The sequence below is a fragment of the Methylobacterium sp. Leaf89 genome, from assembly GCF_001422215.1.
GTDB lineage: Bacteria > Pseudomonadota > Alphaproteobacteria > Rhizobiales > Beijerinckiaceae > Methylobacterium.
The window spans coordinates 498,428-519,782 of sequence record NZ_LMML01000028.1 but is presented as its reverse complement, the minus strand read 5'-3'; the positions used below and the strand labels follow the sequence as shown (position 1 = coordinate 519,782).

Annotated in this window: 19 protein-coding genes; 8 read left to right on the top strand and 11 right to left on the bottom strand. The window is 68.7% G+C overall.

The genetic code is table 11. The features are described from left to right. On the top strand, positions 1–421 hold a 421-nt coding region (locus ASF18_RS24760), incomplete at its 5' end, for a methyl-accepting chemotaxis protein (protein WP_244472701.1). A gap of 40 nt (positions 422–461) precedes the next feature. Here ASF18_RS24760 and ASF18_RS13630 read toward each other — a convergent pair. Continuing rightward, entirely contained in the window at positions 462–1,448 is a 987-nt protein-coding gene (locus tag ASF18_RS13630; RefSeq protein ID WP_056216000.1) for a GTP-binding protein, read from the bottom strand. A gap of 53 nt (positions 1,449–1,501) precedes the next feature. Further along, the gene (locus ASF18_RS13625; protein ID WP_056352292.1) at positions 1,502–2,104 is read right to left on the bottom strand and encodes a TetR/AcrR family transcriptional regulator; all 603 of its coding nucleotides are present in this window, start codon (positions 2,102–2,104) and stop codon (positions 1,502–1,504) included. Positions 2,105–2,255: 151 nt separating this feature from the next. Here ASF18_RS13625 and ASF18_RS13620 point away from each other — a divergent pair, with 151 nt between their 5' ends. The 4 genes from ASF18_RS13620 to panB all read left to right on the top strand — a co-directional run bounded on the left by ASF18_RS13620 (position 2,256) and on the right by panB (position 6,155). After that, positions 2,256–3,209, top strand: a complete 954-nt coding sequence (locus tag ASF18_RS13620; RefSeq protein WP_056352288.1) for a quinoprotein relay system zinc metallohydrolase 2 — start codon at positions 2,256–2,258, stop codon at positions 3,207–3,209. A 138-nt stretch (positions 3,210–3,347) separates the two neighbouring features. Continuing rightward, complete coding sequence (locus ASF18_RS13615) at positions 3,348–4,205, top strand: quinoprotein dehydrogenase-associated SoxYZ-like carrier (protein ID WP_056352285.1); 858 nt, start codon at positions 3,348–3,350, stop codon at positions 4,203–4,205. A gap of 16 nt (positions 4,206–4,221) precedes the next feature. Further along, entirely contained in the window at positions 4,222–4,809 is a 588-nt protein-coding gene (locus ASF18_RS13610; protein ID WP_056352848.1) for a rhodanese-like domain-containing protein, read from the top strand. A gap of 521 nt (positions 4,810–5,330) precedes the next feature. Then, entirely contained in the window at positions 5,331–6,155 is an 825-nt protein-coding gene (panB, locus tag ASF18_RS13605; RefSeq protein ID WP_056277125.1) for a 3-methyl-2-oxobutanoate hydroxymethyltransferase, read from the top strand. A gap of 43 nt (positions 6,156–6,198) precedes the next feature. Here the strand turns inward: panB and ASF18_RS13600 are convergent, their stop codons facing one another. The 3 genes from ASF18_RS13600 to ASF18_RS13590 all read right to left on the bottom strand — a co-directional run bounded on the left by ASF18_RS13600 (position 6,199) and on the right by ASF18_RS13590 (position 10,193). Further along, a complete protein-coding gene (locus tag ASF18_RS13600) occupies positions 6,199–8,277 on the bottom strand; it encodes a TonB-dependent siderophore receptor (RefSeq protein ID WP_210166757.1) in 2,079 nt (692 codons plus the stop codon). 491 nt (positions 8,278–8,768) lie between these two features. Beyond that, a complete protein-coding gene (locus ASF18_RS13595; RefSeq protein ID WP_056216013.1) occupies positions 8,769–9,068 on the bottom strand; it encodes a hypothetical protein in 300 nt (99 codons plus the stop codon). A 192-nt stretch (positions 9,069–9,260) separates the two neighbouring features. After that, entirely contained in the window at positions 9,261–10,193 is a 933-nt protein-coding gene (locus tag ASF18_RS13590; protein ID WP_056352279.1) for a LysR family transcriptional regulator, read from the bottom strand. 253 nt (positions 10,194–10,446) lie between these two features. Here ASF18_RS13590 and ASF18_RS13585 point away from each other — a divergent pair, with 253 nt between their 5' ends. Both ASF18_RS13585 and ASF18_RS13580 read left to right on the top strand, forming a co-directional pair. Beyond that, positions 10,447–11,559 carry an asparaginase gene (locus ASF18_RS13585; protein WP_156649818.1) on the top strand — a complete coding sequence of 371 codons (1,113 nt, stop codon included), beginning with the start codon at positions 10,447–10,449 and terminating at the stop codon, positions 11,557–11,559. Between the two features lie 187 nt (positions 11,560–11,746). Beyond that, complete coding sequence (locus tag ASF18_RS13580) at positions 11,747–12,628, top strand: AraC family transcriptional regulator (protein ID WP_056352276.1); 882 nt, start codon at positions 11,747–11,749, stop codon at positions 12,626–12,628. A gap of 120 nt (positions 12,629–12,748) precedes the next feature. Here ASF18_RS13580 and ASF18_RS13575 read toward each other — a convergent pair whose 3' ends face one another. The 6 genes from ASF18_RS13575 to ASF18_RS13550 all read right to left on the bottom strand — a co-directional run bounded on the left by ASF18_RS13575 (position 12,749) and on the right by ASF18_RS13550 (position 20,539). Then, entirely contained in the window at positions 12,749–13,669 is a 921-nt protein-coding gene (locus ASF18_RS13575; protein ID WP_056352273.1) for a bestrophin family protein, read from the bottom strand. Between the two features lie 80 nt (positions 13,670–13,749). Further along, the gene (locus tag ASF18_RS13570) at positions 13,750–14,505 is read right to left on the bottom strand and encodes a glucose 1-dehydrogenase (RefSeq protein WP_056352272.1); all 756 of its coding nucleotides are present in this window, start codon (positions 14,503–14,505) and stop codon (positions 13,750–13,752) included. 191 nt (positions 14,506–14,696) lie between these two features. Beyond that, positions 14,697–15,647 carry a LysR family transcriptional regulator gene (locus ASF18_RS13565; protein WP_082487532.1) on the bottom strand — a complete coding sequence of 317 codons (951 nt, stop codon included), beginning with the start codon at positions 15,645–15,647 and terminating at the stop codon, positions 14,697–14,699. 55 nt (positions 15,648–15,702) lie between these two features. Continuing rightward, on the bottom strand, positions 15,703–17,676 hold the full coding sequence (locus tag ASF18_RS13560; protein WP_056216025.1) for a CoA-transferase: 1,974 nt from the start codon (positions 17,674–17,676) through the stop codon (positions 15,703–15,705). A 323-nt stretch (positions 17,677–17,999) separates the two neighbouring features. Then, positions 18,000–19,355, bottom strand: a complete 1,356-nt coding sequence (locus ASF18_RS13555; protein ID WP_056352269.1) for an ATP-binding protein — start codon at positions 19,353–19,355, stop codon at positions 18,000–18,002. Next, positions 19,352–20,539 carry an FIST N-terminal domain-containing protein gene (locus tag ASF18_RS13550; RefSeq protein WP_056352266.1) on the bottom strand — a complete coding sequence of 396 codons (1,188 nt, stop codon included), beginning with the start codon at positions 20,537–20,539 and terminating at the stop codon, positions 19,352–19,354. The genes ASF18_RS13555 and ASF18_RS13550 overlap by 4 nt, the downstream gene beginning before the upstream one ends. A gap of 143 nt (positions 20,540–20,682) precedes the next feature. Here ASF18_RS13550 and ASF18_RS13545 point away from each other — a divergent pair, with 143 nt between their 5' ends. Next, positions 20,683–21,342, top strand: coding sequence for a response regulator transcription factor (locus ASF18_RS13545; RefSeq protein WP_082487530.1), 660 nt, complete (start codon positions 20,683–20,685; stop codon positions 21,340–21,342). Positions 21,343–21,355 lie beyond the last annotated feature (13 nt).

Below are 21,355 nucleotides of genomic sequence, written 5' to 3'. Positions count from 1 at the left end.
CGAGGCCGGCCGCGGCTTCGCCGTCGTCGCCTCCGAGGTGAAGGAACTGGCCGGGCAGACCGCGCGCGCTACCGAGGAGATCCGCACCAAGATCGGCGAGATCCAGGGTGCCACCGGCGAGGTCGTGTCCGACATCACGCGGATCGGCCGGACCATCGCCGACATGTCGACCTACGCGAACGGCATCGCCGCCGCGATGGAGCAGCAGGGCGCCGCCACCCGGGAGATCGCCCGGAACGTCCAGGAGGCCGCGCAGGGCACCCAGGAGGTGACGACCAACATCGAGCATGTCCGCGCCGGCGCCGGATCGACGGGCGCCGCCGCCAGCCAAGTCCTGAGTGCCGCCCGGGAGCTGTCGCGCTACTCCGAAAACCTCGGCCAGGAGGTGTCGCAGTTCCTGGCCGGCATGAAGGCCGCATGACGGCCCGGGGGACGAGCGCCCGTCCCGCGACGATCGCTCGTCACCCGGCCTTGCAATCCTCGAAGCCGGCGCGGATCGCCTCCGGATCGAGCTTGCGGCCGATGAAGACCACGCGGGAGACGCGCGGCTCGTCGTCCTTCCACGGCCCCTGAAGGTCGCCGTCGAGGATCTGGTGGACGCCCTGGAAGACGAAGCGCTGCGGCTCGTCCGGGAAGGCGACGATGCCCTTGCAGCGCAGGATGTCGGGGCCCTGGACCTGGGTCAGGGTCGAGATCCAGGGCATGAACTTCTCGGGGTCGACCGGTCCGTCGATCTTCGCCGAGACCGACTGCATGTCGTCGTCGTGGTGATGATGATGGCCCTCCTCGAGGAAGTCGGGCTCGATGTCGAGGATGCGGCCGAGATCGAAGGCGTTGCGCTCCAGCACCGCCTCCAGCGGCACCGCGCAGCGCTCGGTGCGGTGGACCTTGGCGTAGGGGTTGATCGCGCGGATCTGGGCCTCGACCCGGGCGAGGTCCGCCTCCGCCACGAGATCGGCCTTGTTGAGCAGGATCACGTCGGCGAAGGCGATCTGGTTCTTGGCTTCCGGCGCGTCCTTGAGGCGGTCCGAGAGCCACTTGGCATCGGCCACCGTCACCACCGCGTCGAGGCGGGCGGCCGCGCCGACATCCTCGTCGATGAAGAAGGTCTGGGCCACGGGGGCGGGATCGGCGAGGCCGGTGGTCTCGACGATGATCGCGTCGAACTTGCCGCGCCGCTTCACCAGGCCGTCCATGATGCGGATGAGGTCACCGCGCACCGTGCAGCAGACGCAGCCGTTGTTCATCTCGAACACCTCCTCGTCGGCGCCGATGATGAGGTCGTTGTCGATGCCGATCTCCCCGAATTCGTTGACGATCACCGCGTAGCGCTTGCCGTGGTTCTCGGTGAGGATGCGGTTGAGGAGCGTGGTCTTGCCCGCGCCCAGGTAACCGGTGAGCACGGTGACGGGAATCTTCGCGGAGGCGGTGTTCGGGCTGTCGGACATGGAGACTCTTCGTCGATGGCGCGGGAGGCGTCGCTGCAGCCTGTTATATTGTATCAGTCCGGCGGGATGAAACCCCGATCGGATGAAACCCCGCCGGCCCGCAGCCCGTCGCAGAGCGCCGTGAGTGTGCCGCGGAATCCCGCCGGCCCCGCCAGCAGGCGCTCCATGAGCAGGGCGCCTTCGAGGGCGGCGATCACCATGCGGGCGGTTGCCCCGGGCGCGACGGAGCCCCGGACGCTCCCAGCCGCGATCCCCTCGGCGAGCACACCCTCCAACCAGGCGATGTGCTTGTCGAAGAAGCGGGCGATGTCGGCGCGCAGGGAATCCGGCAGAGCCTCTCCCTCGATCGCCAAGACGGCGCAGAGGCAGCCCAGCCCGGCCTCGACGCCCCCGAGATAGAGCGTCCCATAGGCGGCGATCCGACGGATCGCGTCTGGCTCGTCGGCTCGGATCTCGGCCAGGGCGCCGTCGTAGCGCGCGTCGTAGGCGGCCACCAGGGCATGGGCGAGGTCGGACTTTGTGGCGAAGTGATGATGGATGCTCGCCTTGCGGATCCCGACCGTCTCGGCAAGGTCGGCATAGCTGAAGCCGGCATAGCCCCGGCGCCGCACCAGGGTCTCGGCCTGCAGCAGCAGCGCGGCGCGGGTGTCCCTCATCGTCCCGTGGTCTCCTTGGCGGACGACCGCCCTCGCCCCTCGGCGCCCGCGCGCGAGTCCGTGATCGCCCGGCCGCCGGCCTTCCGCTTATGCCGTTGACGCGGGAAAAAATCTACCTACTAATTGGTAGACAAGAAGATGGAGGAAGTTCATGCGGGCGGATGCCGGCCGACCACGCTGGAGCACCACGCGGCGCGGCGCCCTGTTCGGCGGCCTGTGCCTGTGCTGCCTGCCGACCCTCGGACGGTCGGCCGAGGGCTTCGACCTGCAGGAGGTCGGCCCCGGCATCTTCATCCGGCGCGGCCCCGACGCCGAGGCGACCCCGGAGAACGATGACGCGATCGCCAATATCGGCTTCATCGTCGGCGACCGGTCCGTGCTCGTCACCGAATCCGGCGGCAGCCTCGCCGATGGCGCCTGGCTGCGCGCGGAGATCCGCAAGCGCACGGACAAGCCGATCAGCCACGTGGTGCTGACCCACGTCCACCCGGACCATTGCTTCGGGGCGGCGGCCTTCGCCGAGGACAAGCCGGTCTACGTGGGCCACCATGCCCTGCGCGCCGCCCTGGATGCCCGGGGCGAATACTATCGCGGGCGCCTCGTCGAGATTCTAGGTGCGGACCGGGCCGGCAGCGTGGTCTATCCCACCCTGGAGGTGACGGACGGCGCCGAGGTGGATCTCGGCGGCCGCGTCGTGCGCTTCGCCGCGCACGGCGCGGCGCACACGAACTGCGACCTCTCGATGCGCGATTCGGCGAGCGGCATCCTGTTTCCCGCCGACCTCCTGTTCGTCACCCGCATCCCCTCCCTCGACGGCAGCCTCGTGGGCTGGCTCAAGGAGGCGGACCGCCTGCGCGCGATGGGGGCGACCAAGGCCGTTCCGGGGCACGGACCGCAGCTGGTCGATGTCGCGCCCGCCCTCGACGACCTCACCCGCTATCTCACGATCCTCCGGGACGAGACGCGGAAGGCCATCGTGGCGGACGTGCCGATCGAGAAGGCGGTGCGGACCGTCGCCCAGTCCGAGCGCGACCGGTGGGTCCTGTTCGACACCTATAACGGCCGCAACGTCACCCAGGCCTTCAAGGAGCTGGAATGGGAATGAGGGCGTGGCAGGAGACCATCACTCGAGATCATGACCCGAGACCTCAATGTGCGAGCGTGGCTTGAGGCCGATCCCGCCCGGTGCCACGTGATGTAAGAGATGTCGCAAGAAGAACGATCATCCAGCAGGAGAAACGCCATGACCCGCTCCATTGCTAAACCTGTTCTCGTCCGCTCCGTCCTGGCAGCCCTGTCGCTCGCCCTGCCGCTGGTCGGCGCCGGCACCGCGCTGCGGACCAGCCCGAGCCTTGCCGCCGGGGCTTCGGACGACGAGTCGGAACGCCTCGCCCGCTGGAAGGAGATCCGGACGTCGATCTTCGGTGACAAGACGATCGCACCGACCGACAGCCTCGTGAAGATCGACGCGCCGGTGCGGGCGCTCGATGCCTCGCTGGTCCCGATCACCCTGACCATGCCGGAGAAGGACAAGGTCGCGGGCATCCACCTCGTCATCGACGACAACCCGTCGCCCTACGCCGCCCACATCGCCTTCGGCCCGGGGGCGGATGCCGGCGAGATCAAGCTCCGGGTGCGGGTGAACAACTACACCAACATCCACGCCGTGGTGGAGACCAAGGACGGCCGGCTCTTCGAGACCACGAAGTTCGTGAAGGCTTCCGGCGGCTGCTCGGCGCCCATGGGGATGAGCGACGAGGAGGCGATGAAGGGGATGGGCGACATGAAGCTGAAATTCGCGGAGGCCCAGCCCGGGCGCCCCGTGGAGGCGACGCTGATGATCCGTCACCCGAACTTCAGCGGCATGCAGATGAACCAGATCACCCGCGACTACACGCCGGCCCGTTACATCAACAAAGTCGCGATCACCCGCGGCGATCAGGCCGTCCTGACCCTCGACGGCGACATCTCGATCGCGTCGAACCCGGTGATCAACTTCGGCCTGCAGCCGGAGGGCCAGGGGCCGATCAAGGTCGTGGCCACCGACAACCAGAACGGCCGCTGGGAGCACAGCTTCACGGCGCCGAGCGCCACGAACTGAGCGGGTCCGCACCATGATGCGGCGGCTCGTCCGGCTCGCGGTCGCGGGAACCGCCATGCTCGTCCTGGCGGCGGCCGGCCCAGCGGATTCCCCTCTGAACGTGCCGGAACCGGACGGGATCTGGACAGGGCCGCAACGGGGCTACACCCCAGCCACCTTGTCGGGCGCCACGGTCATCGACATCGACGCCCTCGATGCCCTGATCGCCTGCGACAAGCCGATCCTTCTCGACGTGTCCCTGGCCGACCGGCGCCCGGCGGGCTTTCCGGACGACCGGCCCTGGCTGCCCGCCCACCGCTCGATCCCCGGCGCGGTCTGGATGGCCAATGCCGGTGCCGCGCCTCTCGATCCGGCTCGCGAGACGCTCTTCCTCCAGCGCGTCGAGGAGTTGACCGGGGGCGACAGGGGCCGGGCCATCGTCGCCTTCTGCCATCCCGAATGCTGGGGCAGCTGGAATGCGGCCAAGCGGCTGGTGCTGCAGGGCTATACCCGCGTGCACTGGTTCCCCGAGGGCATCGAGGGCTGGCAGGAGCGCCACCCCACCACGGTGATCCCCGAGGACCCCACGTGGAGTGCCCGAGCCGGAGGCGCAGCGCAGCGCTAGGTCAGGAACCCAGCCAAGGGCCTCTTGGTCCGCAAGCCCAGCCGCGCCCGAAAACCTGCCGGAGCGGACGATCAGTCGAACCGGGACATCGCAATACGAACTCCTTGATCGGGCACGATGTTTTCCCATGCTGCGACGACGCTGAAATGATCTGCAGATATCTGCAGACACACCGACGCATGCGCAGTTGACAGCGGTTGCGTTGTGGGAGAATACAGGCGCCCGCAAGTCTAGGGAGGAAACGCCCGGAGAGAGCTAGGAGCAGCGACGCCATCGCTGCTACCGACGCCCCCGGGCAGGACTTACGACGCTCAGATCCTCGCTGAGATGACCTGTCGCCAGCGGGGGCGATATTTGGTATGCCACCGATAAAATAAGAGTTTTACGGATCGGAGATCCGGCGACAATGCCGGGGGACCGTTACTTCGGCCCGCGCGCGTGCGGGCGAGGCCGTGTATAGAGACGCCACCAGCAGACGGTCCGCCGCATTCCGGCGATCCGCACCAGCCGGGTGGAGTCCCATGTCGCAAGCCGTTCAGTCCCGCCGCATCCGCGCGATCGACCTGGCGAAGCGCAAGGCCGAGGGGCGCAAGATCATCGCGCTGACCGCCTACCACGCCCACACCGCCGGCATCCTCGACCCGTATTGCGACTTCATCCTCGTGGGCGACTCCCTCGGCATGCTGATGCACGGCATGGAATCGACCCTGCCGGTGACCCTGGAGATGATGATCGTCCAGGCGCAGGCCGTGATCCGGGGGACCTCGCGGGCCCTCGTGGTTGTCGATATGCCCTTCGGCTCCTACGAGGCGAGCCCCCAACAGGCCTTCCTCAACGCTGCCCGCGTGCTCAAGGAGACGGGCGCCGGGGCGATCAAGATGGAGGGCGGCGCGCGCTTTGCCGAGACGGTGGCCTTCCTGGTGGAGCGCGGCGTGCCGGTGATGGGCCATATCGGCCTGACCCCCCAGTCGGTGAACACCATGGGGGGCTTCAAGGTGCAGGGCCGCGAGGCCGACGGCGAGCGCCGCCTGATGGCCGATGCCCGCGCCATCAACGACGCCGGCGCCTTCGCCATCGTGATGGAGGGCATCGTCGAGCCGGTGGCCCGGGCCATCGCCACCTCCCCCGACATCACCACGCCCACCATCGGCATCGGCGCCACCATGGCCTGCGACGGACAGATCCTCGTCCTTGAGGACATGCTCGGCCTGAGCGACCGGGTGCCGAAATTCGTGAAGCGCTTCGGCACCCTGCGGGGCCAGATCGAGGCCGCCGTGAAGGACTATGCCGAGGAGGTCCGCTCCGGCACCTTCCCGGCCGAGGAGCACACCTACCAGCCGCTGTGACCGGTCTCGGCAGGGTCATCCCGCCGAGACCGACCCCGGGTGGCTACCAGCGGTAGCCGATACTGCCGAGCACCCGGCGGCGCTCGCCGTAGTAGCAGGCCGTGACGGTGCTGCAGCTGTTGACGATCCGCTCGTCCGAGACGTTCGACACGTTGAGGGCGAAGCGCCAGCCTTCCCAATCGTAGTGAGCCACGAGGTCGCCAACGACGTAGCCCGGCACGCGGAATTCGTTGGCCTGGTCCGCGAAGGAGCGTCCGACGCCACGCACGCCGCCGCCGAGACCGAAGCCGCGCAAGACGCCGCTCTGGAACGTGTAGTCCAGGAACAGCGAGCCGTACTGCTCCGGGGTGTTGGTCGGCGTCCGGCCGAGGAGGGCCGTGTTCAGGTCGCGGGTCACCGAGAGATCGTAGGCGGTGTAGGACGCGACGGCCCGCAGGCCGGGCGCGAGGTTGGCCACCATCTCGATCTCGGCACCGCGCGAGTTCACCGCGCCGGTCTGCACCACCTGCTGAATGTTGAGCGGATTGGTGGTCACGACGTTCGAGCGGGTCAGGTCGAACAGGGCGGCGGCGAAATAGCCGTCGAAGCCCGGGGGCTTGTACTTGAGGCCGACCTCGGTCTGCTCGCTTCTCTCAGGCAGCAGGAGCTGGCCGGTCACGCCGTTGAGGCCGACGGTCGGGTTGAAGCCCTGCGCATAGGACACGTAGGGGGCAAGCCCGGACTCGTCGTTGTAGATCAAGGCGACGCGGCCGCTGAAGGCGCTGGTATCGCGGCTGGCGCTGGCGCCGATGCGATTGTCGTTGTCGGTCGCGACCCAGTCGTGGCGACCGCTGAGCACCATCGAGAAATTCCCGAATGTGATCTCATCCTGCAGGTAGGCCGCGAACTGGTTCTGGGTGATCAGTGCGTTCTGGTAGGGCGCGCCCAGGTTGAGCGGTGTGTTGGGGTAGATTGGCCTGATCAGGTTCAGCGGCGGACCGAAGCCGAAGGCCTGGTAATCGTCGATCTGGTAGCGGCGGTACTCGAAGCCAGCCAGCACCGTGTGCCCGAAATCTCCCGTGCGGAACGGAATGACCAACTGGTTGTCGATGTCGCTCTGCACTGCGGCGCCGCGGGTGAAGAAGTCGAACCGGCTGAGGTCGCCCGCGGCCGGCGTGGTGGCGTAGCCGCCGCCGTACCGGTTGAAGAGATTGACGGTGACGGTGCCGTGGCGCGCGTTCTGCCGGAACTTGATGTCGTTGTCGAAACGGTGCTCGAACTCGTAGCCGATCATGTCCTGGGACCGGGTCAGGCGGTCGGTCGCCGGATCGCCGGTGAAGCGGCTCGTCTTGATGAAGCCGAAGGGCGCGGGCGTGACCGTGCCCTCGTAGGGCAGGAAGTTCTGGGTGCCGGCGCGGTCGCGCTGCACCTGGGCGAGGACGGTGAGCGAGGTGTCGGCGTCCGGCTTCCAAGTGATCGAGGGCGCGAAGAAGAAGCGGTCGTTGTTGACGTAGTCGACCTGCGTGCCGCCCGCCCGGCCGAGGCCGACGAGCCGGTAGAACAGCTTGCCCTCGATGCCCGGCGCATCCACCGGACCGCCGATGTCGAAGCCCGCATAGGCGTTGCCGTAGTTGTCGACGCCGGTCTCGACGTAGCGGATCGGCACGATGGGGGGTCGTTTGCTCACCGCATTGATGATGCCGCCGGGGCTGGCGCCGCCGTACAGGCCGGAATTCGGCCCGCGCAGGATCTCGAGCCGCTCCAGGCCGAAGGGTTCCAGCTTCCAGGTGGCAAAGGCCGAGGTGAACAGCTGCAGCCCGTCGAGAAAGTAGCCGGATTCCTGGGCGGTGAAGCCGCGGATTAGGAACCAGTCGTTGCGCGGGTCGGCACCGAAGGTCTCGCCGCGGACGCCCGGCGCGTAGCGGGTCGCCTCGGCGAGCGAGGCCGGCTTCTGGTCGTCGATCTGCTGGCGCCCCACCACGGAGATCGCCTGGGGCGTCCGGATGATCGCGGTGTCGGTCTTGGTGCTGGAAACGGAGCGGGTCGCGACGTATCCGGCAACGGGTCCGCGCGGATCCTCGGCCGCGCCGATCGCGGCGGCGCCCCGACGATCGCCGACGACCTCCAGGGTATCCAGGGTCACGGCCGACGCGCTCGGCGGGCTGGATTGCTGGGCCTTCGCCGGAGTCGCCGCACTCGCAACCATGGCAGCCACTGAACTGGCCAGGGCCATCCTCAAGCTGAAGATACCGCGCTTTGGTTGTGCGCAGGGGATCACAAAGAAAAACGGCACGGTTCGACCTACGACCAAATGTATTGTGGCCAATTGAAACAAAAATTTCAGATGGTCAACGAGTCGGTTAGGGCGCAGATCTAAACAACTTCGCGACGTGATCGCGGAGCAACATTTTAGAACTAATACAATTATATGCTTGTGGGCTGGACGCTGGCGCGTTGCTCCCGAGGAAGCGGCGAAACGGAGACGACCCTGGTGAACGGTTCCGGCGTGGCGGCGCAGCCAGGAGGCCGCCGGAACGCGAACGGCCCCGCCGTAGAGGCGGGGCCGTCTGGCCTGACATCGAAACGGATCGGGGCGCGACCGCGCCGAGGCGACCGCTCGCCCCTCGGTCTGTCTTATTCGCAGACGCGGACGCGGCGGATGTGCTCGTAGCCGTAGGCGTCGACGTACCCGCGGCGCTCCATGTGGCAGACCTCTTCCTCGACGTAGACCGGGCGCGGGGCGCGGTAGACCGGGCGGCCGGGATAGTAGCCATCGTTCTGGGACGAGGCGATCGCACCGCCGATGGCGAGGCCGCCGAGCACGCCGAGGGCGGCGGCCCCACCGGCTCCGATGCCATCGCGCGCCTGGGCGCTCGGGGTTGCGGCGACGGCGAACGAGGCAGCCACGAGGGCCGCGACCAGCGAGTTCTTCATAGCTCCGTTCCTTTGATCCCGAAGAGCCTGTGCAAATCCAGAAGCGTCACTGTGGGAGGGAATCACCGAACGGTTGATGAACGGTAACGAACCCCGCCCTCCCGTGAATCACATCCGTGCGAATCCTCACGCGCCGCGGAAATCGCGCAGGATTGTGCCGCTTCCGTGGCTGCGCCCCGCCCCCCCCGACGGTCAGATCGTTCCGGTCGGCTGCTCCACCAGGGCGAGGAGGGTCCGGCGCAGCCAGCGATGGGCGGGATCGTCGTCGTAGGAGGCGTGCCAGAGCATGGAGATCGCGACATCCTCCAGGGCGACCGGGGCCGGGCTCACGGTGAGGCCCAGCGCCCCGGCGAAGAAGGTCGCGAGCCGGGCGTGCATCGTGGTCAGGACGGGCGCACTGCGCACCAGGAACGGCACCGCGAGGAAGCGCGGCGTCGTCACCGCCAGGGTGCGCCGGCGCCCGAGCCGCGCCAAGGCATCGTCCACGACCCCGTGGGCGGTCTCCTTCAGGCTGGTGAGCACGTGGGGAAAGCGCAGGTAGTCGTCGAGCGAGATCGGCGGCGTCAGGCCGACGAGGTCGGCATTGAACATGCAGAGATAGCTGTCGCGGTAGAGCAGGCGCTGCTTGTGGTGGGTCTGCCCCTCCGAGAAGAAGCCGATGCCGAGGTCGACCCGGTCCGCATCGAGCTCCTGCAGGATGCGGATGCGGTCGATGGACCGCAGCAGCAGGCTGATGCCCGGCGCCTCCCGTCGCAGGTGGGCGAGGAGGCGGGGGCCGATCAGCACCTCGGCGCTGTCGGGCAGGCCGATGGTGAAGGTGCGGGAGACCGTACGCGGATCGAACTCGGCATCGCGACGCACCAGCGCTTGGACCTGCCGCAGCAGGGTCCGCACCGGTTCGGCCAGCGCCAGGGCCCGGGGCGTCGGACGCATGCCCTCGGGCGCGCGCGTCAGGAGCTCGTCGGAGAACAGGGTGCGCAGGCGCGCCAGGCTGCTGCTCATCGCCGACTGGCCGATGCCGATGCGGGCGGCCGCCCGGGTCACGCTGCGCTCGGCCAGGAGCGCGTCGAGGGCGACCAGCAGATTGAGGTCGACCCGGGACAGATCGATGTGATCGATGGTCATGATCGGTTCGTTCCGCTCGATCCCCGCAGTACCGCACAGCCTCCTCGCCCCGGACGGGCGGGTGTGCAAGGCCCCCGCCGGATCTTCCGGTCAGGACGGCCCCCGAGACAGCCCGGTGGCTCGCGCGATCCAACCTCCCCGATGACGGTTTTCCGGATGCCTCGGGATTGACCCGTCACGGGCGCGTTTTTCGGCTGGGCCTCGCCGGTGCGCGGCGCCACAATGCCGCTCCCGAAACGACCCGAGTATTCCCATGCGCCGTACCCTGCCGATCGCCCTGATGGCCCTGATGGCCGGAACCGCCCTCCCCGCGATCGCGCTGGAGGGCCCGATTCCGGCCAAGCCCGGCGAGACGGCCTCCGCCCCCGCCGCTGCGGCCAAGCCCCGCGTCGTCATCGTCGCCACGGGCGGCACCATCGCGGGCGCCGGCGCGGATGCGGCCAACAGCGCCACCTACCAGGCCGCCAAGGTGCCGGTGGACAAGCTCATCGCCGCCGTGCCGGCCATCGCCGGGGTGGCGGACGTGCGCGGCGAGCAGGCGTTCCAGATCGCCTCGGAGAGCTTCACCAACGCGCAGCTCATCGAGCTCGCCAAGAAGGTCTCGGCCCTGGTCAAGCGCGACGACGTCGACGGCGTCGTCGTCACCCACGGCACCGACACCGTGGAGGAGACGGCCTACTTCCTCGACCTCGTGGTGAAGACCGACAAGCCCATCGTGATGGTGGCCTCGATGCGGCCCTCGACCGCGATCTCGGCGGACGGCGCCCTCAACCTCCTCGACGCCGTCACCGTGGCCGGCGCCAAGGATGCCCGCGCCAAAGGCGTGCTGCTGACCATGAACGACGAGATCCAGGCCGGCCGCGACACCACCAAGCGCGTGAACATCAAGCCCTCGGCCTTCTTCAGCCAGTGGGGTCCGCTCGGCATGGTGGTGGAGGGCAAGACCTACTGGTTCCGCGCGCCGGTGAAGCGCCACGGCACCACCTCCGAATTCAATATCGACGGCATCGACAGCCTCCCCGAGGTCGCCATCGTGTACGGCTCGGGCAACATGCACCCCGAAGCCTACACCAGCGCGGTGGCGGGCGGCGCCAAGGCGATCATCCATGCGGGCACCGGCAACGGCTCGGTGGCGGGCTACCTCGTCGACACCCTGAAGGACATCCGTTCCAAGGGCGTGCAGATCATCCGCTCCTCGCGCGTCGGCGACGGCTTCGTCCTGCGCAACGCCGAGCAGCCCGACGACAAGTACGATTGGGTGGTCGCCCACGACCTCAACCCGCAGAAGGCCAAGATCCTCGCCGCCGTCGCCCTGACGAAGACGCAGGACTCGAAGGAGTTGCAGCGGATCTTCTGGGAATACTGACACCTCGGATCGATGGCGGACGCTTCGGGACGTATCCGCCGTCGACCCAAATCTGCCCTTCACGCGAGGATACGGCTCGCCCGCGAACAGACTTCGGAGCAGCATACAGCCCGAGCAGAACCGCAAGATCGGTCGAGCAAGTCATGCCCGTCTGCGCCTAGCTGGTCGCGCCACGAAGGTCGGGACGATGAGTGCGGCGCTCCGAAACTACCACGCCCGGATGCGGAGGGTGCTGGATCACATCGATCGGCACCTGGACGACGATCTGGATCTGGAGACGGTCAGCGCCATCGCGGCTTTCTCGAAGTTCCATTTCCATCGGCAGTTCACGGCGACCTTCGGGATGTCCGTGCACCGCTACGTTCAGCTTGCTCGCATGAAGCGCGCTTCATACCGGTTGGCCTACAGGGATGCCCAAAGCGTCACGGAAGTGGCGATGGATGCCGGCTACGACGCACCAGATGCCTTCGCCCGTGCCTTTCGGCAACGGTTTGGGCAGTCGCCGTCGTCTTTCAGCAAGGCTCCCGACTGGGGATCGTGGCTCGCGGCCTTCGGGCCTCTCGACAACGCGAGGAACACGCTCATGCTGAGAACATTCACGCCCGACGACGTGACGATCCGCGATGTGCCATCGACGCGGGTGGCGATCATGGAGCACCGCGGTGATCCGGCGACGCTCGGGGCTACCATTCGGCGGTTCATCGAATGGCGGAAGGCCGCTGGCTTGCGCCCCAGCACGAACCCGACCTTCACCGTCTGGCGGTCCGACCGGCGTCCCCTGTCACCCGCCGACTATGGCGTTGACCTCTGTGTCGGAACCGACCAGCCGATCGCGGCGAACGGGAAGCAAATCAAGGTCGGCGAAATCCCGGGCGGACGCTGTGCGGTGCTGCGGGTCGTTGGCAACACCGACAATCTGGAGCCTCCCGCACTCTATCTCTATCGCGATTGGCTCCGGGCCAGCGGCGAAGAGGCGCGGGATTTCCCGCTTTACTGCCAGCGCCTCTCGTTCTTCCCGGAGATGCCGGAGCACGAGGCGGTCGCGGAGGTGTTCCTGCCGCTAAAATAACCCTGCGCAAAGGCGACGTGTCTCGCTTCCCCGCCTGAAGCGGACAGGCCGCGCCCCACCCCTCCCAGACCTCAGCCGAGGCGCCGGGCCGGCACCATCGGATGCACGTGGGGCGGCCCCTCACGTCAGCAGGTAGCGCTTCGGCACCAGGGGCGGCGGCGCGGTCTCTCCGAGGGCGTCGAGGACGATGCCGTCGACGGTGTGCAGCAGCGCGTCGAGGGGCAGGTCGTTCGGCGCGAGGCCGAAGGGCTCCTCCAACTCGTCGCCCAGGGCATCGAGGCCGAAGAAGGTGTAGGCGACCAGGGCCGTCGCCACCGGCGTCGCCCAGCCGAGGGAGGCCGCGAGGCCGAAGGGCAGCAGCAGGCAGTAGATCCACGCCGTGCGGTAGAGGAGCAGGGTGTAGGCGAAGGGCAGCGGGGTGTTCTGGATGCGCTCGCACACCACCTGGACCTGTGCCAGGGCGGCGATCTTGTGCTCCAGGGCGGCCAACAGCACGTCGGTGAGGACACCCTGACGATAGGCCCTGGCCAGATCGGCGGTGAGCCCGGCCAGCACCGCATCCGCCGCGCTCGGATGCCGGGCCAGCGGCGCGACCTCTGCCTCCGGAAGCCAGGGCGCGGCCGCCGTCTGAGGATCGCCGCCGCGGAGCTGCGCGTGCAGGGCGTGGGCGAAGGCAGAGAGCCGCCGCAGGGTACGTCCGCGCAGGGGCTCGACGGGCTCCCCCGGCAGGAGGGCGGTCACGAGCCGGGCGAGCCCCCGGGTCTCGACCACGAGGCTGCCCCAGGCGCGGCGGCCCTCCCACCAGCGGTCGTAGCAGGCGCTGTTTCGGAAGCTCAGGAAGATCGACAGGGCGATCCCGATCAGGGTGAAGGGTCCGACGCCGGCGGTGATCGGGAACGCCTCAGGCCAGCGCCGCTCCACCGCCACCACGACCACCGCCACCAGGGTAATACCCCCGACCTTGAGGGCGACCTTCGGCAGGATCGAGCCGCGCAGGGTGAACAGGATGTCGAGGAGGCTCGGGCGCGAACGGACGATCATCCCTCCGTCTTCTCAGGCCGCGGCGCGTCCCGCAACCGCAGCCGCCTCGACGGGGGCGAGCCGAACCGCGGACGGGAGGATCAGAGCGACCAGCCGCCATCGACCGAGATCGCGGCGCCGGTGACGAAGGCGCCCAGCTCGGCGCTCATCCACAGGACCGCCTCGGCGATCTCCTCGGGCCGGCCCAGGCGGCCGACCGGCTCCAGGTCGATCGCCTTCTGGATGTCGCCCCCGGTGAACCGGTCCATCATCGGCGTCGCGATGTTGCCCGGCAGGACGGCGTTCACCCGGATGTTGGCGGTGGCGTAGTCGAGGGCGGCCGACTTGGTGAGACCGATGACGGCGTGCTTCGAGGCGGCGTAGCTGGCGCCCCCCGCGACGCCCCGAATGCCGGCGCCGGACGCGGTGTTCACGATCACGCCGCCGCCCTGGCGCAGCATCTGCGCGATCTCGTGCTTCATGCAGACGAAGGTGCCGCGCAGGTTGATGTCGAGGATGCGGTCCCAGTCCGCGAGGGCGATCTCCGCCACCGGCGCCGCGACGTTCTCGACGCCGGCATTGTTGAAGGCGATGTCGAGCCGCCCGAAGGTCGCGACCGTCTCGGTGATCGCCGCCTCCACCTGCTCCGGCCACGCGATGTCGCAGGCAAGGACCAGCCCCTCGCCGCCGACCTCCCGGATCGCCTCCGCGGTCGGCTGCAGCGCGGCCTCGGTCCGATCGAGGATGGCGACGCGGGCCCCTTCCCGGGCGAAGGCGATGGCGGTGGCGCGCCCGATGCCGCTCGCGGCTCCGGTGACGAGGGCGACACGGCCGGTGAATCGATCGGGACGGGACATGGGCGGGACCTCACGGGTTCGGGAAGCGGGACGTCCCGGATTCGCGGGATGTCCCGATGACCGCGTCGCCATCGGCCCCTCGATCCGGAGCGCCCACCGCGATGTAGGCGGGGCGAAAACGAGGCGTGAGCCGGCATCGCCTCATCGGAGCGATGAGTCCCGTTCATCGTGCCCGGCCGATCCGACGCGACCTAGAAGCCGAGCGGGCGCATCTCGCGGATGAGGGCAATGAGCAGACGCAGGCCCGTCGGCAGCTGACGGCGCCCCGGATAGTAGAGGTGGAAGGCGGCGCCGGACGGAGACCAGTCGCCGAGCACGCACCGGAGCGCGCCCGCCCGGATCAGCGGCGTCACGCAGGGTTCGGGCAGGTAGGCGAGGCCCGCTCCGGCCTGGGCGAGGGCCACCGCGAGGCCGGTACTGTCGAGGGTCAGCGCCCCCGGCACATCGACGGCGATGGCCTCGCCGTGCCGCTCGAACTCCCAATGATAGATGCGGTCGTCGCCGAGCCGGACGCGCAGGCCGCGATGGGCGAGAAGGTCGTGGGGATGCGCCGGCACCCCGAAGCGCTCCAGATAGGCGGGCGCGCCCACCACGACCCAGCGGATGTCGGCGGAGAGGCGCTGCGCGACCATGTCCTCCGGGACCGTGTCGCCGTAGCGGATCCCGGCATCGGCGCCCGCATCGACCACGTCGAGCAGGCGATTCGCCACGCGCACATCGATCGCGATGTCCGGGTAGCGGGCGAGGAAGACCGGAAGGACCGGGGCGAGGAGGAGCGCGCTCGCGTGCTCCAGCACGTTGAGGCGCACGCGCCCAGCCGGCGCACCGCGATGGCGGTTCAGCGCCTCGACGGCCTGCCCGATCGCCAGGAAGGGCCCATCGAGCGACGCGAAAAAATCCTCGCCGGCGGCGGTGAGGGTAACGCTCCGGTTGGTCCGGTTAAGGAGGCGGACGCCGAGCTGCGTCTCGAGACCCTTCAGGGCATGGCTCAGGGCCGAGGCGCTGACGCCGAGTTCGAGGCCCGCACGCCGGAAACTGCGATGCTTCGCGATCGCCAGGAAGGCCCCGAGGGCCGGCAGGCTGGGACGAGGGGGCGGCACGGACCGGTTGTGCCGGCGCGGAAGCGCCGACGCAAGAACCATGAGCGCGCCTCAACGTAGCGCGACGCCGGCGTCCGGGCCGACGACGCCCTTCGATTCACGCCGCCGAGGCGATCGCCGTGGAGGCGCGGCGCACCTTGCCGGCGCCTTCGAGGAAGGCGTGGGCGTCCTCCTTGCGCTCGAAGACGTGGGGGGCGAGGCCGCGGCGGTTGAGGGCCTCTTCCATCTTCAGGCGCAGGAAGGCGCTGGTCGCGTATCGCGTGGTGGTGAGATAGTAATTCGCCTGCAGGTATTGGATCATGTGGGCGTAGTCGTCGTAGAGGTTCTCGTTGATGCGGAACCCGTCGTGGTTGACCACCGTGTTGACCCGCTGGCCGGCCTTCTTGCAGGCCCCCACCAGCACCATGCGCAGGTCGTCGAGGTCGCTCTTGGCGCGGGCGTGCCAGCCCTCCAGGTTCACGAACAGGATGTTGCGCTCGGTGTCGTAGCTCACCCGCTCCGGCAGGTTGAGGTTCAAGAGGTCGGCGAGCAGTTCCATCGGCTCGTCGCGGAACAGGCGGGCATCCATCGGCATCGGCTGCTTGATGATCGGCCGGAAGCCCATATGGGGCAGGATGTCCCGCTCGATGTCGATGCCGGGGGCCACCTCGATGAGTTCCAGCCCCTCGTCGGTGAGCTGGAAGACGCAGCGCTCGGTGACGTAGATCACCGGCTGCGAGCGCATCTGCGCGTAGTGCCCGCTGAAGGTGATCTGCTCGACCTGCGGCAGGAATTTCTGCGAGCGCCCTTCCGTGACGATCCGGAGCTTGCCGTCCTCGATCACGGTCTCCAGGCCGCCCACCGTGAAGGTGCCGGCGAAGACCACCGAGCGGGCGTTCTGGCTGATGTTGATGAAGCCGCCGCAGCCGTTGAGGCGCCCACCGAACATGCTGGTGTTGACGTTGCCGTGCTGGTCGCACTCGGCGAGGCCGAGGCAGGTCATGTCGAGGCCGCCGCCGTCGTAGAAGTCGAACATCTGGTTCTGGTCGATGACGCAATCGGCGTTCGTTGCCGCGCCGAAGCTCGACCCCGACGCGAGCACGCCGCCGACCGCGCCGGCCTCGGTGGTCAGGGTGATGTAGGGGGTGACCTTCTCCTCGTTGGCCACCGCCGAGATGCCCTCGGGAGCGCCGACGCCGAGGTTGACGACGCCGTTGGGTGGCAGCTCGAAGGCCGCGCGCCGGGCGATGACCTTGCGGGCGTCGAGGGGCATCTTCTTCATGCCGCTCACGGGCACGCGGATCTGGCCGGCCAGCGCCGCATCGTGCTGCACGCCGTAGTTCATGCGGTGCATCTCGGGCTCGGCGAGCACCACGCAATCCACCAGGATGCCGGGCACGCGGACGTCCTTGGGCAGCAGGAAGCCGTCATCGACGATGCGCTCGACCTGCGCGATGACGATGCCGCCGTTGTTGCGCGCCGCCATGGCCTGGGCGAGGCAGTCCAGGGTCAGCGCCTCCTTCTCGAAGGAGATGTTGCCCGACGGATCGGCCGAGGTGCCTCGGATGAAGGCGACGTCGATCTTGGTGGCGGTGTAGAACAGCCACTCCTCGCCATCAACCTCGACCAGTTTGACGATTTCGTCCTGGGTCACGGTGTTGACCCGGGCGCCGCCGTGGCGCGGATCCACGTAGGTGTGCAGGCCCACCTTGGAGAACAGTCCCGGCTGGCCGGCGGCGCAGGCCCGGTAGAGCTGTGAGATCACGCCCTGGGGGAGGTTGTAGCCGAGAATCTTGTCTTCCTGCGCGGCCTTGGCGACCTTCGGCATGCGGCCGAAATTGGCGGCGATGACGCGCTTCAGCAGGCCTTCGTGGTGCAGGCGCCCGGTGCCGAGGCCTTTGCTGTCGCCGGCCCCCGCCGTCATGATCAGGGTCAGGTCACGGGGTGCGCCGGTGTCGACGAAGCGCTTCTCCAGGGCAGCGTGCAGCGCCTCCGGAATGCAGCTCTGGACGAAGCCCGTCGTGGTGACCACGTCGTTGTGCCGGATCAGAGCGATCGCTTCGCCAGCCGTGATGACCTTGTTTTTCTTCATGAACCGGGCCGTCCTCCGCACCCCAGGCCGGCGACGGGCGGCAGGTCAGAGCCTGGAGCGGGTCGCACATGGGGAAGTCTTATTCTGACGCGACAGCGTAAAGATCCGCAGGAAGCTTCGCAAGGGCACCACAACTCTCGTTGCAGCGCAATTTTATCTTGGTGCAATGCAAATTTTTCAATCGCGTATCAAATTGAACTAACAGTGCGGCCGCAAAAGATTTTGCGTTCCTGCGGCCGGGATGCACCAAGACGGAACGATGCCTCCGACACGGCCAAGATTATTCAAAATACTCTTGGGATGAGCATCCTTCGGGAGCCCCCTTACGTCAGCAGATAGGTCAGGAGCGCCCGCAACTCGGCCGGCCGCACCGGCTTATGGACGAGTTGCGCCCCGAATTCGGCGACCTGCGCCTCGATCTCCGGAGAGTGGTTGGCGGTGGTGACGATGACCGGCAAACGGGATTCGGCACGGGCCTGAAGGTGGATCGCCACGTCGAGGCCGCAGGCGCCGTTGTCGAGATGGTAGTCGAGGATGAGCAGATCCGGCAGGCTTTTCCCGGCCGCCAGCGACGCCGCCACCCCGGCCAGGTCGCGATGCACGCAGACCTCGGCGTCCCAGGTGCGCAGGAGGCGCTCCAGGGCATCGGCGGTGGGCGGATCGTTCTCCACCACCAGCACCCGCGCGCCGGTGAGCCGGGTCGTCACGGGGGCGGACGGAACCGCGCGCTCCGGCGGCGTCAGGCTCACCGGGACGGTCAGGGCCATGCGGGTGCCGCGCCCGACCCGGGAGGCGAGATCGAGGGGATGATCGAGGGCCTGCGCCATGCGGCGCACGATGGAGAGGCCGAGGCCGAGGCCCGGCTCGCCCCCCTCCCCCTCGGCACCCCCCCGGAAGAATTCCTCGAAGACCAGGCCCTGCTCCGCCGGCGCGATGCCGCAGCCTGTGTCGAGCACCTCGATGCGGCAGGCGTCCCCGCGGTGGCGGATCGCCACCAGCACGCCGCCCTGCCGGGTGTAGCGGATGGCGTTCGAGACGAGGTTCTGCAGGATGCGCTGGAGCAGCATCGGATCGCTCGCCACAGCGAGGTCGGGCCCGCGCACGGTGAGGCGCAGCCCCTTGCGCTCGGCGAAGGGCCGGAAGCTCGCCGCGATGCCGGCGAGAAGCTCGCCGAGGGCCACCGGCTTGATCGCCGGGCGTACCACACCGGCATCGAGCTTCGAGATGTCGAGGAGGGTCTTGATCAGGTCCTCGATGATCTGGAGCCCGCGCTCGATCTGCCCCGAGATCGCCGCGGCCTCCGGACCGAGGCCGAGGTCGGCCAGGGCCGAGGCCGAGAGCCGGGCCGCATTGAGCGGCTGCAGGAGGTCGTGACTCGCGGCCGCGAGGAAGCGGGTCTTCGAGCGGTTGGCGTTCTCGGCCTCCTCCTTGGCCGCCACCAGGGCGGCGTTGGAGCGCTCCAGGCGGTGCATCAGCCCGGTCAGCTCCTCTGTGCGGGTGCGGACGCGCCCCTCCAGCATGGTGGCGGTCTGAAACAAGGAATAGGCCCCGCCCTGCTGGTCCATGCTGCGCTCCACATGGGCCATCAGGGCCGCGTTGATGCGCTCCAGCTTGGCGATGCGCCGCAGGTTCGTGTCCTCCTCCGGGGCGGGGGACGCGGCCTCGGGCGGCAGGATCATGGCTCGGCCTCGCCGCGGGCCGGCTCGCCCCGCCCGATGGCGATGCCCGTGAAGGTCTGGTTGAGGTGCATCGACCGGTACTGCTCGCCGTAGGTGTCGAAGCCCACGATGTCGTAGCGCCGGTAGAGGTCGACGATGCCGTGCCGCACCTGCCGGCTCTCGGCATCGAGGCGGCGCAGCACGCACTCGAAGCCGATGACGAGATCGATGCCGCCCAGCGCCGCGTCGAGGCGGGCGAGTTCGGCTTCCGTGGCCGCCACGATGTCGCGCGGGCGCGCCAGGGTGAGCACCACGCCTTCGTCGATGGCGCAGAAGAAGCTGAGCGAGCCGTCCGCGTTCATGCGCCGGATTGATCGGCAGAAATACTCGCCACCGACCTTCACCGCGAGCGGATAGGCGGCAAAGCTCATCGGCGACAGGCGCTCCGGATCGAGCCCCACCGCCATGGCGTATTCGCGCGCCGCCGGTTCCGCATTGAGCTCGTGGACGGTACGCTGCTCGTCGTCGGAGGCGGTGACGACGAACTTAGTCGCGGTCGGCTCGAAATTGTCGCTCTTGAAGATCTGGGTCGGGAAATCCGAATCCACGAGGAGCAGCACGGCGGCGCGCTGATGGATTCGGCCGTCATGGAGCAGCACCGTCTCGCGGAAGGTGAGGTCGTCGCCCGCCGAGCCGCCCACGAGGGGGATGCCGTCCAGGGCCCAGGCGATGGCCGAGACCACCGTCTCCTCGGCGTTGGTGAGCCCGTCGATCAGCGAGAGGGCGAAGCAGCGGCCGGATGCCGGATCGGCGCCCGCGCCGTCGAGGCTTCGGCGCAGGGTCCGCACGCTGGAAGCGGTCCGCTCCACGTCGAGGTGGTCGATGGCGTCCAAGAGCGTGGAAACGATGCGGAAGCCCGCCTTCGGGAAGGCGATCACGACGAGGCCGCGATCGAGGCCGCCCGCCGGCGAGATGCCGCCCGACATGGTGCAGCCCGCGATGCCCGCGCCCGGAAAGCGCGCGCTGAGGTCGCGATTCAGGATCTCGACGTCGTAATCGGCCGAGAAGAAGGCCACGATCTGGGCGACGGGACGCGGGCCGATGGCCGCGCCGATCTCCGCGATGGCCCCGTCGGCCGCGGCGGCGTCCGTCCACGTCGTCGTGATGCCGCACAGATGCGTGCGCACCTGCGTCCCCTGTGCCACGTTCCATTCCCCGCCTGCGCGTCGCGTGCCGGACTTGACGCCCGGTTCTCCGCGGTGACACGAGTATGTCGGGCGGCCGGCTCCCGCGCAATGCGGCACCGAACAGCTCGGGAACAGGGGCGCACGCACCGGGCGGAACGGGCATGCATCTCCTCATCGTCGACGATCACCCGCTCTTTCGCGACGCGCTCGCCAGCGCGGTGGGGCTCGCCTACCCGGACGCGACGCTGCACGAGGCCGACGGCATCGCCAGCGCCTGTGCCGTACTGGCGGCGCAGGCCGCCATCGAGATCATTCTCCTGGACCTGTCGATGCAGGGCGTGACCGGCTTCGAAGGCCTGCTGGCGATCCGGGCGCAGGCGCCGCGGGTCCCGATCCTGGTCGTCTCCGGACTGGAGGATCCGCGGATCATCCGGGAGGCGCTGGATCACGGCGCCGCCGGCTTCGTGCCCAAGGCGGTCGACAAGGCGACGCTGACACGGGCCATCGCCGACGTTCTTGCCGGAGGACTCTGGGTACCGGCGAGCCTGCCGAACGCGACCCTGCCCCCGTCGTCCGCCCGCAAGGCGCCGATCGCCGAGCGGGTCGCGAGCCTCACGCCGCAGCAGGTGCGGGTGCTGGCGATGATCCGCCAGGGCAAGCTCAACAAGCAGATCGCGCACGAGCTCCAGGTCGGGGATTCCACCGTGAAGGCCCATGTCTCCGAGATCCTGCGCAAGCTCGACGTCATCAGCCGCACGCAGATCGTGATCGAGACGGCGCTCCTCGACTTCGACCGGATCCTGGCGGCGCCCGAGAGCTGACCGGCCCGGCGAG